This window comes from Gracilibacillus halotolerans, assembly GCF_014206945.1.
Classification (GTDB): Bacteria; Bacillota; Bacilli; order Bacillales; family Amphibacillaceae; genus Gracilibacillus; species Gracilibacillus halotolerans.
This window is the reverse complement of sequence record NZ_JACHON010000001.1, coordinates 327,127-340,498: the sequence shown is the minus strand read 5'-3', so window position 1 is coordinate 340,498 and position 13,372 is coordinate 327,127. Positions and strand designations below refer to the sequence as shown.

11 protein-coding genes are annotated in these 13,372 nt (G+C 36.7%); 2 read left to right on the top strand and 9 right to left on the bottom strand.

The features are described from left to right. Positions 1-20 precede the first annotated feature (20 nt). Complete coding sequence (locus GGQ92_RS01635) at positions 21-893, bottom strand: 5'-3' exonuclease (protein WP_343068735.1); 873 nt, start codon at positions 891-893, stop codon at positions 21-23. Between the two features lie 101 nt (positions 894-994). Here GGQ92_RS01635 and msrA point away from each other — a divergent pair, with 101 nt between their 5' ends. After that, the gene (gene msrA, locus GGQ92_RS01630; protein WP_184243902.1) at positions 995-1,519 is read left to right on the top strand and encodes a peptide-methionine (S)-S-oxide reductase MsrA; all 525 of its coding nucleotides are present in this window, start codon (positions 995-997) and stop codon (positions 1,517-1,519) included. Between the two features lie 86 nt (positions 1,520-1,605). On the opposite strand, the gene ilvD is transcribed toward msrA, so the two are convergent. From ilvD to GGQ92_RS01595, 7 genes are all read right to left on the bottom strand, one after another. Then, positions 1,606-3,285 (bottom strand): dihydroxy-acid dehydratase, encoded by a 1,680-nt coding sequence (ilvD, locus tag GGQ92_RS01625; protein ID WP_184243900.1) that lies wholly within the window; start codon positions 3,283-3,285, stop codon positions 1,606-1,608. A gap of 366 nt (positions 3,286-3,651) precedes the next feature. Next, a complete protein-coding gene (gene hisIE, locus GGQ92_RS01620; RefSeq protein ID WP_184243898.1) occupies positions 3,652-4,299 on the bottom strand; it encodes a bifunctional phosphoribosyl-AMP cyclohydrolase/phosphoribosyl-ATP diphosphatase HisIE in 648 nt (215 codons plus the stop codon). Further along, positions 4,289-5,047 (bottom strand): imidazole glycerol phosphate synthase subunit HisF, encoded by a 759-nt coding sequence (hisF, locus tag GGQ92_RS01615; protein ID WP_184243896.1) that lies wholly within the window; start codon positions 5,045-5,047, stop codon positions 4,289-4,291. The genes hisIE and hisF overlap by 11 nt, the downstream gene beginning before the upstream one ends. A gap of 27 nt (positions 5,048-5,074) precedes the next feature. Continuing rightward, a complete protein-coding gene (gene hisB / locus GGQ92_RS01610; protein ID WP_184243893.1) occupies positions 5,075-5,662 on the bottom strand; it encodes an imidazoleglycerol-phosphate dehydratase HisB in 588 nt (195 codons plus the stop codon). Beyond that, positions 5,662-6,948 (bottom strand): histidinol dehydrogenase, encoded by a 1,287-nt coding sequence (gene hisD, locus GGQ92_RS01605; protein ID WP_184243891.1) that lies wholly within the window; start codon positions 6,946-6,948, stop codon positions 5,662-5,664. Before hisD ends, hisB begins: the two co-directional genes overlap by 1 nt. After that, complete coding sequence (hisG, locus tag GGQ92_RS01600) at positions 6,941-7,564, bottom strand: ATP phosphoribosyltransferase (protein ID WP_184243889.1); 624 nt, start codon at positions 7,562-7,564, stop codon at positions 6,941-6,943. Before hisG ends, hisD begins: the two co-directional genes overlap by 8 nt. After that, a complete protein-coding gene (locus GGQ92_RS01595; RefSeq protein ID WP_343068734.1) occupies positions 7,561-8,694 on the bottom strand; it encodes an ATP phosphoribosyltransferase regulatory subunit in 1,134 nt (377 codons plus the stop codon). The genes hisG and GGQ92_RS01595 overlap by 4 nt, the downstream gene beginning before the upstream one ends. A 174-nt stretch (positions 8,695-8,868) precedes the next feature. Here GGQ92_RS01595 and hisJ point away from each other — a divergent pair, with 174 nt between their 5' ends. Continuing rightward, the gene (hisJ, locus tag GGQ92_RS01590) at positions 8,869-9,672 is read left to right on the top strand and encodes a histidinol-phosphatase HisJ (protein ID WP_184243885.1); all 804 of its coding nucleotides are present in this window, start codon (positions 8,869-8,871) and stop codon (positions 9,670-9,672) included. A gap of 63 nt (positions 9,673-9,735) precedes the next feature. Here hisJ and GGQ92_RS01585 read toward each other — a convergent pair whose 3' ends face one another. After that, positions 9,736-13,332 (bottom strand): dynamin family protein, encoded by a 3,597-nt coding sequence (locus GGQ92_RS01585; RefSeq protein WP_184243883.1) that lies wholly within the window; start codon positions 13,330-13,332, stop codon positions 9,736-9,738. Positions 13,333-13,372 lie beyond the last annotated feature (40 nt).

The window sequence follows — 13,372 nt, the reverse complement described above, 5'->3', positions numbered from 1 at the left end:
AGGTAGTTGCGTAAAACCTTTTATATCTTACTGAGCCAACGATCAGAGTTTTTAAATTCTAATTCATCTGTTAAAAAGAATTCTATCTTCTGTTTCTCTTTTTTCCAGATGCACGCTTCAGTGGAATACGTAAGAGGTACTTCTTTAAATATTTTAGCTAAGCTTCGAGACACCGTTAAATCATCATCATATATTTGCAATTTATTCTGAATGCCTTTTGGTAGGTTTTCTATATTTTCCAACATATTGTCAATGGATTCGTATTCTCTAATTAATTTAAGTGCGGTCTTCTCGCCAATACCTTTTACACCTGGATAATTATCCGAAGCATCTCCCATTAACGCTTTAAGGTCTATTATTTGATGTGGTAATAGGCCAACTTTGTCATAAAAATTGTCCGTATTATACACTTCATAGTTACCGACACCTTTTTTCATAATAGCTACTTGAATGCGATCTTCTACCAACTGTAATAAATCGTTATCTCCACTTACAATAACGACTTCGTCACCCGAATCAGCTATTTGTTTCGCAAGAGTACCAATGCAATCATCTGCCTCATAACCTTTTACTCCGATATTTGGAATTGAAAAAGAATCTACTATTTCTTTCGCTAAATCAAACTGTGGTACGAGCTCTTCAGGTGGGCTCTGTCTATTTGATTTATACTCTCTATATAGTTCATTACGGAAGGTTTGACTTCCCATATCCCAACAACAAATAATATGGCTAGGCTTAAATACGGAGATGGAGTCCGTAAAATAATTTAAAAAACCAAACAAACCGTTTCTAGGTATATTCTTACTATTGACCATATAATTTCCTGTAAAAGCGGTGGCATAGAACCCTCTAAACAGCAGAGCCATACCATCTATCAATAAAAATTTATTCACAATCCATATCCCTCTCCAATTTTAATTCTTTCTATTTTTCTATAAAAATAGTATCTTTATAATTATAACATATTAAAATTTACAACTTAGGGGTAATGACTATGAAAAATATAGAAAAAGCAACCTTTGCTGGCGGATGTTTTTGGTGCATGGTAAAACCATTTGATCAGTTTGATGGAATAGAGCAGGTAGTATCAGGCTATACAGGTGGGAATATAGAAAATCCGTCTTATGAACAAGTAAAGACTGGTAAAACTGGTCATTATGAAGCTGTACAAATTGCGTTTCAACCAAATATATTTAGTTATCAAAAACTACTCGAAATCTTTTGGCAACAAATTGACCCAACAGACGACGGTGGGCAATTTCATGATCGAGGTTCTCAATATCGAACCGCTATCTTTTATCATACAGAAGAACAAAGAAAACTAGCCTTGGAATCTAAGCAAGCTATCATTTCTTCTAATCGCTTTAAAAAAGAAATCGTTACAGAAATATTGCCAGCACGAATTTTCTACCCTGCAGAATCCTATCATCAGGACTTCTATAAGAAAAACAGTGAAGAATATCGTCTAGATAGAGATAAATCGGGAAGAGATACGTTTATAGAACAGCATTGGAAATGATAATCGCAAAGAAAAACAGTGCATGAATGTTTCAAGCATCCATCGCACTGTTTTCTTTGTTTGTCCAAAGTTTATATGTTGACTGATTATATTTTCATTACGCCACCAGTATTTGCTGATGTAACAAGCTTGGAATAACGACCTAACCAACCCTTTTTAACTTTTGGTTCGAATCCTTTCCAATTCGCTTTTCGCTTATTGAATTCTTCATCAGATATTTCTAAATTCATCGTACGATTATTTAGATCAAGCTCAATCATGTCACCATCTTCAACAAAGGCAATTGGACCACCTTCAGCAGCTTCAGGAGAAATATGACCAATAGAAATCCCTCTAGAGGCACCTGAGAATCGTCCATCCGTTATTAAACCTACTTTAGCACCAAGTCCACGACCAACAATTTGAGAAGTTGGAGCGAGCATCTCTGGCATACCAGGGCCACCCTTTGGACCTTCATAACGAATAACAACAACGTGACCTTCTTGAACCTTTCCTGCTTCTATACCCTCTAAAGCTTCCTCTTGTGAGTCAAAACAGATAGCAGGTCCCCGATGATATCCTCCAACCTCAGGGTCTACAGCACCTACTTTAATAATTGCGCCATCTGGAGCAAGATTACCAAATAAGACTGCTAAGCCTCCACGTTCGGAATGTGGATTATCTAACGTATGAATCACATTCGTATCTTTAATTTCAGCATCTTGGACAGTTTCTCGTATTGTTTTTCCTGATACGCTTAGACAGTCTCCATTAAATGCGCCTGGTTTTTTCAATAATTCATTAATAATTGCACTGATTCCACCCGCTCGGTCAACATCTTCAATATGATAATCAGATGCTGGTGCTACCTTTGCTAAATGTGGAACGCGATTCGCTACTTCGTTTATCCTCTCAATTGGATAGTCAATCTCTGCTTCTTGAGCTAATGCCAATGTATGCAAGACAGTATTGGAAGAACCACCCATTGCCATATCAAGTGCAAACGCGTTATCGATTGCTTCCTTTGTAACAATATCACGAGGTTTCAGGTCTTTTTTAATCAATTCCATTAATTGTTTTGCTGATTTTCTAACGAAGTCTTTACGTTCTTCTGAAATTGCTAGAATTGTACCATTACCTGGTAAGGCTAGACCAATGCCTTCAGCTAAACAGTTCATAGAGTTTGCGGTAAACATACCAGAACAAGAACCACATGTAGGACAAGCATTTTGCTCTAATTCTAGTAATCTAGCCTCATCAATTTTACCTGCTTGATAGGCCCCAACACCTTCAAACACAGAAGATAAAGATAACGGGTTACCTGCACTATCTGTTCCAGCTTTCATTGGTCCACCACTAACAAAAATGGATGGAATATTTACTCGAAGAGACGCCATTAACATACCTGGTGTAATTTTATCGCAGTTTGGTATACAAACCATTCCATCGAACCAATGCGCATTCGCAACAGTTTCTACAGAATCCGCAATAATTTCACGACTTGGCAAGGAATATCTCATTCCAATATGCCCCATCGCGATACCGTCATCTACACCTATCGTGTTCATTTCAAACGGAATACCACCAGCTTCTCGTATTGCTTCTTTGACAATTTTACCGAATTCTTGTAGATGGATATGCCCTGGAACAATATCTATATAAGAATTAACTACCAATATAAATGGTTTATCTAAATCTCTTGTTTTTACCCCCGCTGCATGTAGTAAACTACGGTGTGGTGCACGATCAATTCCTTTCTTGATCATATCACTTCTAAGTTGTGCCATTGTATTCCCCTCTTCCTCATCATTCTCTATCTATTTAATCTAGCAATAAAACTTAATTTATTCTAACATTTCTTTTAATAGAAGTGTAGACAAAAATCCTAATTTTCCGAAAATTTATAACATTATTCTACAATAGAGAAAAGAAGGTGCCGGGATATAACTAAATCTTACAATATTAAAGGCGAACAATTAAAAATGAAATATAAATTACGCAGCAAAAACACGTAGACTCCTGCAGGAAAGCGAAGTGTTTTAGCGAAGTAATTATAAAAAGCGCACAAACCGAACTGATTCTATCGAATAGTTCGGTTTGTGCTATGATTAAATAATTTTGTACCAATCTCTAGTTATCTAGTCATATTCCTTTTACCAATCTTCAATTTCTGCTCGTTCACCTTTGTTATTGCCTTTTTTAGAGAAGCGCTTTGTTAACTCACGTTTGACATCATCTAACGTTACGCCTTGATTAGCCATCATGACGAACGTGTGATAAAGTAAATCACTTACTTCATTTGTCAATTCTTCTTTATCATTGTTTTTAGCTGCTATAACAACCTCGCCAGCTTCTTCAATTACTTTTTTACCAATTTTGTCGACACCTTTGTCAAATAGATAATTCGTGTAGGAATTCTCAACTTGCTTCGTTTTTCTTGTCTCTACCTCTAGCATAACCTGTTCAATAATTGCAGGATCGTAGTCAATCTTACTTTCCTTCACTGGATGGAAGAAGCAACTGTACTCTCCTGTATGACAGGCAGGTCCATTTGGAATAACTTCTATTACGACCGTGTCTTTATCACAATCAAGCGTTAAAGATACAACCTTTTGAGTGTTACCACTTGTTGCGCCTTTATGCCATAACTCATCACGTGAGCGCGAATAAAACCAAGTCTCATTCGTAGATAAAGTCTTCTCATAGGATTCCTCGTTCATGTAAGCTACCATTAATACTTCTTTTGTATTGAAGTCTGTAACAATAGCGGGTATTAAACCTTTTGAAAAATCAGGCTTCACGCATCTCCACTCCTTGTTCTTTACATGCTGTTTTCACATCATCTACCGTGAAGGTATTTTCATGAAAGACAGATGCCGCTAGAGCTGCAGCTACCTTTGTCTCTTTAAAAACATCCACAAAATGTTCTAAAGTACCGACACCACCAGATGCTATAACAGGTATTTGTACTGCCTCTGATACAGCCTTTGTAAGTGGAATATCAAAACCATTTTTGACACCATCCGTATCAACGCTTGTCAGCAATATCTCTCCTGCTCCTAGTGATTCTACCTCTTTCGACCACTCCACGACATCGAGTCCAGTATCTTTACTTCCCCCATGTGTCACTACATTCCAACTGTCTCCATATTTTTGAGCATCTATCGCTACAACAATGCGATCAGATCCGAATTTTTCCGCTGCTTCTTTTATAAGCTGAGGATTTTTGACAGCTGCAGAATTAATTCCAACTTTACTAGCTCCAGCATCTAATACACGCTGTATATCTTCGATAGAGCCAATGCCTCCACCAATAATTAATGGAATAGTAATATTTTGAGAGACATTTTGAATGACGTCAATTACTGTTTCTCGTCCTTCTGTTGTAGCGGAAATATCTAACACAACGAGTTCATCAGCACCGTCATTGGAATACTTTTTCGCTAGCTCTACAGGATCTCCTAGTTCCCGCAAACCTACAAAATTTGTCCCTTTTACTACTTTCCCATCTTTTGTGTCCAAGCAAGGAATAATACGTTTTGCTTCCATCAAATTTCCCCTTTCGCTTTCGCGTTTTTATTCAATTAATCCTTTTGTGGAATTAACTCCTTTAATTTCTGGGTTTTTCGTAATTGCTTCTCGCAAGGCCTTTCCTAACGCTTTAAATATAGACTCTATTTTATGGTGAGTATTCTCTCCATAAAGCACATCCACGTGAAGGGTGATCCCTGCTTGAAAAGCAAAGGCTTGTAAAAACTCTTGTACAAGCTCTGTATCAAAATTACCTAGCTTTGGATTGTTAAACTCTGCTTGGAAAACGAGGAACGGTCTTCCGCTAATATCTAAAACTACTCGACTAAGCGACTCATCCATTGGCACATAAGATGTTCCATAACGATTGATACCAATTTTATCACCAAGTGCTTCTCTTATCAGTTGTCCGAGGACAATACCAACGTCCTCTACTGTATGATGACTGTCAATGTGTAAATCTCCATCCACATCCACCTCAATACCAATTCGACCATGGCGAGCAAATAAATCTAACATATGATCAAAAAAACCAACACCCGTATTAATTTTCACAATCGATCCATCATCTAAATTTACAGATGCTTGAATCTTTGTTTCAAACGTTTCTCTTTTCTTTGTAGCCGTACGCATTAATTATCCTCCTCAAATCGAATGTGCACTGCCTTGCCGTGACCATCTAACTGTTCAGCTTCTGCGATTCGAATGACGTGTTGACTCGCGTCATATAGTGCATCCTTCGTGTAATATAAATACGTTGTTTTTTTAACAAAATCATCTACGGACAAGCCTGATGAAAATTTTGCTGTTCCAGATGTTGGTAACACATGATTGGGTCCAGCATAATAATCTCCTAAAGCTTCTGGAGTATAGTGTCCTAAAAAGACAGACCCAGCATGGCGAATCTTACTAAGATACGGAAGTGGATCATTTGTTTGTACTTCTAAGTGTTCTGGTGCAAGTATATTCGAGATTTCGAAAGCTTCATCAAGGGACGTTACAAGGACAGCTGCTCCTTTTTCTTTTAATGAAGTACTTGCAATTTCACTGCGTGGTAGACGAGCTAATTGATTTGCGAGCTCTTTTTTTACTTCTTCTATAAGTGTTTGAAAAGTAGATAATAGGAATGCTCTCGCATTCGTGTCATGCTCAGCTTGTGCTATTAAATCAGCAGCTACGTATTTTGGATTAGCGGAATCATCGGCAATAACCGCCACTTCACTAGGGCCCGCAATCATATCAATGCCGACATCACCAAATACTAACGACTTAGCAGCAGCCACATACGCATTTCCCGGTCCGACAATTTTGTCGACGGCAGCGATTGTTTCTGTACCATAAGCTAATGCTGCGATTGCCTGAACACCACCAACCCGATAAATTGTAGTTACACCAGCTATATCAGCAGCTACACTAAGAAATGGTGCGATCTCACCGCCATCCTTAACGGGTGTTACCATTATCACTTCTTTAACTCCTGCTAGAACTGCCGGGATGGCATTCATTAAGACAGATGAAGGATAAGTTGCGGTTCCACCTGGAACATAGATACCTACTCGGTCAATTGGACGAAATAATTGTCCTGAAATGATTCCAGCTTCGGCTTGCATTAAACGAGATTGTTGCAATTGTTTATCATGAAAACTTCGAATATTTTCTGCTGCTTTTTTTAAGGAATCAATTAAATCTGGATCAACGTTTTCCCATGCCGCTTTACGTTCTTCATCGGAAACAATAAACGTAGATGGCGCAGCACCATCAAACTTCTCACAATATTTTCGTACAGCTATGTCTCCATTTTCCTCCACATCCGTGAGAATAGAGCGTGTTGCTTGTAGTATTTCTTCTTGGCTATTCTGGCTCGCTTTATTAGATTTTAAAGAAGCTAAAAATTCTTCCTTTGATAGGGTCTTAATCACGACTATAAGCTCCCTTCTTCATTGTTTCGATCACTGGTGTTAAACTTTTTCTTTTTAATTTTAACGAGGAACGGTTTGCAATTAATCGTGCGCTAAAGTCTAAAAATTCATCCACTACGACTAAGCCGTTTTCTTTTAACGTTGTACCTGTTTCTACGATATCAACGATACCATCTGCTAAACCTAAAATAGGTGCCAACTCAACAGATCCCTCTAGCTTAATAATGTCGACAGATTCACCTTTGTTTTTAAAGTAATCCTTTGTTATATTGGTAAACGTACTTGCTATCCGTTTTTTCTGATCTGGCCACTGATAGTCTTTTTTTGTTGCTAACGCCATTCTACATTGACCAAAAGGCAATGGAAATAAATTATAGACATCCGGTTGATGCTCGTAGAGTATATCTCCTCCAATAACACCTAAATCAGCAATTCCATTCTCCACATAGGTTGCTACATCAGGTCCCTTTGCAAAGAAAAAAGAAAATTGCTCCGTCTCTATTCTAAGTTTACGTCCTTTGTCTTTTAACGGGGCGATATCATAATCCATTTGCTCAAAAAATTGAATAAATTGCTTTTCTAGTCGACCCTTTGTAAGTGCAATTACCGGCTTCATCGTTCTACCACCTTGTATGTTTCTCTGTCTTTAATAACATGATAAATTCTATCGTAAACCAATTCTGAATCGACAGAATATCGAATATCTATTCGTAAATCTGGATGCTCGATACGATATTGTTCCGCATAAGCATGGGTAGTGGAGTCTACTATGAAACATAGTTTTTCAGAAGGTTGAATGACAGGCATGTGCTTGGCAAGTACATCTACATCAAATGCTAATCCAACAGCTGATGTTTGGAGCTCAAACTGCTTGTATAATCGATCATATCTACCACCTGAGAAACATGTTGATCCATCTTCCACCAGGAAGCCACGGAACATAATCCCATCATAATAAGGTAAGTTTTTCACTCTACCTAAATCAATAATAACTTCCGGAACCTTTGCTTGTTCCAATAAGCGAATTAATTCTTCAATTTGGTCTAATATTTCAAGCAGTGATGGGGTATCCTGCCAACGTTGTTTGTATTCATCAATGATTTCGCGTGAGCCATATGCGTCCATTAATTCGATTAAAGGTTGAATTAACGATTCTGCGTTCGTATTTTTCAATATCTCTTTAACATAATCTTCTTGCTTTTCGTACATTGCATCGTGTAACTGACGCTTTTGTTCATCGTTTAATGGGTATAGCGTTAAAATACCTTCAAAAATTCCGGTATGACTCAATTCGATAACGTAATTGGATATATTTAATTCATTTAAGTATGCCGCTGCCGTTAAAAGACTTTCGCTCTCACCAAGAAATCGTTCTTCGTGGACAATCTCGATACCTGCTTGCCTATTCTCCGTTCCATGTTTATCCATTCGAAATACGCTGCCTTGATACGTCCATTTTCGTTCGGATGGATGTTGGGAAGCAATCGCACGAGCAATAGCAGCAGTCCAATCTGGACGAAGGACTTCTATCTCTCCATCTGAGTTAAACCACTTTAACATCCATTGCAAATCCATACCAGCCACATCGTTCGTAAACGTGCTCGCATACTCTACCACGGGTGTTGATATTGGTCTGAAATTTCTTGAATTTGTAATTCTTCGAAAAATCTCTAAGGCTGTTAATCGATTTGATATTAGATTTCCTGTTTCATCTTGACTTCCTTCTGGTAAAAACAACGTGTTCACATCCTATATCACTTTATTGTTTTACCACTCTACCGTAGTAAAGCGTGGTATTCATAATTTATCATAATCACAAACTACTGTCAACGGGTTTTTATATTTTAAAACGTTTAATACTTTCCTAAGTAGATAAAAACATCTACAATAAAATGAAACACTATAATAAGGAGTTCAAATATGCGTATTCAAGGAGATTACCATGTACACAGTCCATTTTGTCCACATGGAACGACGGATCCATTAAAATCCTATATTGAAAATGCTATACAGCAAAATTTAGTAGAAATTTCATTTACAGAACACGCCCCTTTACCTGAGAATTTCAAAGACCCAACACCTGAAAAGGATTGCGGTATGACACTCGTTCAAACGGATGCTTACATAAAAGCTGTTGAGGAACTTAAAGCGGAGTACAAAAACGATATTAAGATCCATATTGGGCTAGAGGTTGATTATATTGAAGGCTATGAAGAAGGTACTAGGAACATATTAAACACATATGGACCATATTTAGATGATTCTATTCTTTCCGTTCATTTACTAAAAGCACCTACCTCGGAATATGTGTGTTTGGATTATAGTAGTGATGTGTTTGGCGAGATTGCACAACTATTTGGTTCTGTTGATCATGTTTATAGTAAGTACTATGAAACGATTAAACGAGCAATCTTATCCGATTTAGGTACATATAAGCCGAATCGAATTGGCCATTTAACACTGATAGAGAAATTTAAAAAACGTTATCCTGTCAAGAATGACTACAACTCTACCATTTCAGCCTTACTAGATTTAATCAAGGAGAATAGTCTGTCTTTGGACGTTAATACAGCTGGTTTGTTTAAAGAAGAGTGTCAATCGATTTATCCTCCATTGCCTATTATTCATATCGCCAAAGAAAGAGGGATACATCTATACCCTGGTTCGGATAGTCATTCAGCTGAAACAGTAGGTAGAGCATTTGAACAGTTGAAGGGAATGTAATCGAAACAAATCCGAATTGACGAAATTCATCATGTCAATTCGGATATTAGTATCTCTCCTTATCTATTGAACAAGATTGGATAAGGACTGAAATATTTTTTCGTAGGTTTGCTTATCGGACTGATCTACTTCCAAACTTTCTCGTAACAAGTTATAATGCGAGGTAATTTCCTGTTTTCTCTTTAGTTTCCACTCACGATTTCTTTGTTGCCATTCTTCTTTATAATGGGTTTGAAACTCACTATATACATCGTTTGCTGTATTCTCCCACCGCCTACTAACAATACGATAAACCGATTCTTGCAGTTCATCTCTTCTTCCCTCTGCAAAGAAACTTTTTGTATCCTTAAAAAGTTGACTAAGTTTGAGTATTTCTTCTTCTTCCAATTCAATTCCATCGTTGAGGTCATTTTTTGGTTCGATAGCGAAAAATTCAATTGGTGAGAAAAGAAAATCGTTAACCTCTTCCCCTACTTCTTTATTTAATACCTCGTACATATGCTTGAATGCTTCATTGATTTCTTGTTCAATTCGAATATGAAGAGCCTTTAATTCGCTCGTCATCTTTTCATGAATAGTCCGATTTAAGAAGTATAACGACTTTTTCAATTCGTCTCTACCTGCTTTACCATTCGTCGAAATACTTCCTGGATGAATAACACTTTTGAACATATCACCAAATTGAATATGAAATCTTTGATTCATAAAATGTCGCTGTTTTTGTAAACGTTGAACAATTCGCTCAAAATATAAGCTATCATCTGTTTGTTCACTAAGTTCTATTAGCCTATCTTCATACTGGTTAAATTTTTGTCTTTGCTGCTCTTTTGTTTCTTCATCACTATTTAACATTTCTAGTAAATGGGTTATATAGGAGTAAGATCGTTTTATATCGTGATAGACGGCTTGCATACTGATTTGGGTAAGCTCTTCCTGAATAAAATGATAGAAATCTTTCTCAAAAAGTTGAAACCTCTCATCAATATTTCCCTGTTTCTTTTTAGTAAAGGCTTCTTTACTAGAAAGTGGGTATAATCTTGGTTCCAAAATTTGAAACGTTTGAAGTTCTGTTTGAATATAATCTTGTACTAATTCTACTTCGTTATCACTATTCGCTAAATCTACCGCATTAATAATAAAGAACATTTTATCCAGTTGAAAGGCATCTTTTACACTTCCCAATCGCTCTAAAAACTGTTGGTCAGGTTTTGAGAACGGATGGTTATAATAGGTTACAAATAATACAGCGTCGGCATCTTTAATATAGGAGAAAGCTAAATCTGTGTGACGTGCATTCACGGAATCCGCTCCTGGTGTGTCAACAAGTGTTATGTTACTTCGCGTTAGTTCACAGTCATAAAAGACTTCGATTTCTTGAACGAAACAAGCTTTCTCTTCTTTTTGAACATAATCATTAAATTCACTAAAATCTATTAGAAACGATTCTCCGATTTTACCCTTCATCGTTTGATAGCCATTACGAAATGCGAGAATAAAGCTTAAATGTTGTTCTTCTAAGTCTAATTTCTGTAGTTTGGCTTTATCAACCCACTGATAGCATTCTGACAAACTGGTAAATTCCTGCTCGGTAATGAACTTCATATCATTTAGTAAATCATCTTCTGATTTGAGCGTTACATACACATCACCATGTGAGAACTCATTCATAGGTGGGCTTATCTTATTAATTGCAGCAGTAGTAGGGTTTGGTGATACAGGTAGCAATCGTTCACCGATTAGTAGATTAGCAAAAGATGATTTACCCGCACTAAAGGCTCCAAATAAGGCAACCGTATAATGACGATTTTTTAGTCTGTTTTTCTTTTCGCTTAAATCCTTCCTTATATCTGTTAATGAAGAGTCAGGCTCTAATAGGTTGAGCGCCTCGTCAACATGTTTTAATGTTTGCTCATAAGACAATGAATTAGCGTCTTCTTTAATGGCTGTATCTAAAGTTACAAGCTTCTTTTGCTTAGTATCTTGAGATATAGGTAGACTAGCCTCTGTACCAAGCTGTTTTTTCTTTGAAAATTGCAATATATTCTCTAAAAGTACGCTTTCATTTATACTGGCATGTTCTGTTTCGAACACTTTATTTAGATTATCGTGATAACTTTCTAGCTCTCTATCTAAAGTGTTAATTTGATTCTGTAAATTCTCTTTTTCTACTAATAAATCATAAAGTTGCTTCCATTCGTTACGTTGTTTCTCTAATGGTTTTAATGCATTACCTCGTACTTCCTGCCATATATTTAAAAAATAGTGGCGGTATTGTTTGCGGATAAATGACGCTAATTTATCGGAATAAACGAGGGTATACTCATCGGAATAACTAGCCGCTGAGTCAACCAAATTCTTCATGTCTTCTTTTGTTACTAGCTTAGGAAACAACTGATCATTCACAGCGATTGGGTAATATTCTGAAATAAAAGCGGTTGCTTTTTCACGAAGTCTCCATTCTAGCTGTTCAGATACAGATACTTGTAATTCACTATATAGTTGATGAAGGCGATTATCTCGTTCCATCTCTGTCCGCTTTTTGGACGCGAAAAAACCCGCTTTAAAAGATGGTTGCATACTTTCGATTAATTTTGCTGCTCTTTCTCTATGTTCAAACGTCATTATTTGTGCATTTTTGATAGACGGAGAAATAACACCTTCATATTGTTTGTCTAAGTTTTCAATTATGGATGATACTTCCTCCAGTTGCTTCTCTACTTCTTCTTTCGTTAAATCTTCTGGGATAGTCATCTTATTCATTTCTTGGTGCAATAATCTTTGTTTAGCAGAAATGTCTTGTTCTTTTTTTAGCATACTTTGCTTTACACTAAATTGGATACTTTGATAGAGCGATTGATTGAACAAATCATTTCTAAGCTCATTTCCAAAAGAAGAAATTGTTTGTTTTAGCCGAGAAAACTCATTAATAGGTGCTTTATCTTCTTTCATTGACGTAAAGAAGTAGTCCGTTGGGTGTATATCCCATGTATGAAATACATCAATAAGACTCTGTTTAAATGCTTGAAAAGCTATTTCCTCTTCGTTATGCTTATCTACTTGGTTTACGACAACAAGGAATGGTTTATTACGTTGTTCTAATTGTTTTAAAAAAAGAGCATTTACTTCAGATTGGACATGATTATAATCCATTACATATACAAATAAGTCGACCTTATGTATGGCTGATTCCGTCATTAATCGATCGGCATCGTCAGCAGCATCAATTCCAGGAGTATCCATAATGACGACTCGGTTATCCATATTCTTAATGTTTTGATAAAGGTCAATTTTATTTATTTCTTCACCATCTTGACATAATGCATGTAGTTTCTCTGTTTCTGGTAATGTTTCGAATTGGATAAATTCTTTGTTTGTAAAGTGAATGATTGCTTTTTCAGCACCGTTCTTTATTTCTACAATATTGGCACTTGTTGGGATCGGACTCTGTGGTAGCAACTCCTGCTCCATCATTCGGTTAATCAAAGTGGATTTACCTGCAGAAAAGTGACCACAAAAGCAGATATGTACAAATCCATCACGATATTTTTCGGTATAGTCGAGAACTTGCTCTTTGTAAACCTCTTCATTTTGTTCCTCGAAAATATGATAAAGCTTCGAAAGCTGAGAGGCATGCAGCTTTTTATGTTCCAGTGTAATCATGTTAATCTCCTCTCAAAACCAAAATCAGCTGAGAACCCTT